We start from the raw sequence: 344 nt of genomic DNA, 5'->3' as shown, positions 1-344 counted from the left end.
AGTGAACTACTCGGCCGTAAACGACCGAGCTTCTGGGAACATTGAGGAGTGTTTAGGCCGTTATGTCGGTATGCCGAGTACCTAACTCACAGAACTCAACTCTTTTACCAAGGCTAGTCCCTAGCCTGATAGACTTTATTGGGCCGTTTTTAGCCCTCTATGTAAGATATTAACGGCCGCATTGATATCACGATCGTGGTGTGTCCCACACTTTGGACAAGTCCATTCGCGAATTTCGAGCGGTTTCTGACCACTTTGATACCCACAGCTAGCGCATTGCTGACTAGTATAGTTGGGGTTCACCACAATGAGCTGCTTACCATACCACTGGCACTTGTAAGCTA

Annotated in this window: 1 protein-coding gene; it reads right to left on the bottom strand. The window is 47.7% G+C overall.

Annotated elements, in window-relative coordinates:
- Positions 1–135: 135 nt before the first annotated feature.
- Positions 136–344 (bottom strand): RNA-guided endonuclease InsQ/TnpB family protein (locus tag FD38_RS12695; protein ID WP_157058829.1); only part of this gene is annotated, 209 nt, incomplete at its 5' end.

The organism is Levilactobacillus zymae DSM 19395, assembly GCF_001434115.1.
In the GTDB taxonomy this organism is placed as follows: Bacteria; Bacillota; Bacilli; order Lactobacillales; family Lactobacillaceae; genus Levilactobacillus; species Levilactobacillus zymae.
This window is presented reverse-complemented; position numbering and strand designations above follow the sequence as displayed.